Origin of the sequence: Hwanghaeella sp. LZ110 (assembly GCF_048892525.1) — a bacterium.
Classification (GTDB): domain Bacteria; phylum Pseudomonadota; class Alphaproteobacteria; order UBA8366; family Aestuariispiraceae; genus Pacificispira.
Genome location: NZ_JBLZHT010000073.1, coordinates 1 through 281 on the forward strand (window position 1 = coordinate 1; position 281 = coordinate 281).

Sequence of the window (281 nt, forward strand, 5' to 3'; positions counted from 1 at the left end):
ATCCATGAGGTGATGGATATCCTTCATATCTAAGAATCGGGCGATTTCTTCCGCCAGGGGAAGATGGAGTTCATAAAGCATGCGTGTGAAGCGTCGTGCCCGGTCAGGGCTGTTCATCAGCTGGTCAACATACATCGGAGGTTCATATCCCACGGCATCCCATAATGATCCTGTTTCACGGAAGTGTGTAGATAGAAACTGGAATACTGGGAATTGTTCCCTTGAATCCTCCGATAAGTATGCCCAAGTTTCTTGACTATAGGAACCAAGGATCGCGCTTT

General features: G+C 47.3%; 1 protein-coding gene. It reads right to left on the minus strand.

The genetic code is table 11. The features are described from left to right. Positions 1 to 281: hypothetical protein (locus tag ACOSDM_RS20255; protein WP_420726342.1), on the minus strand; the 281-nt coding region annotated here is incomplete at both ends.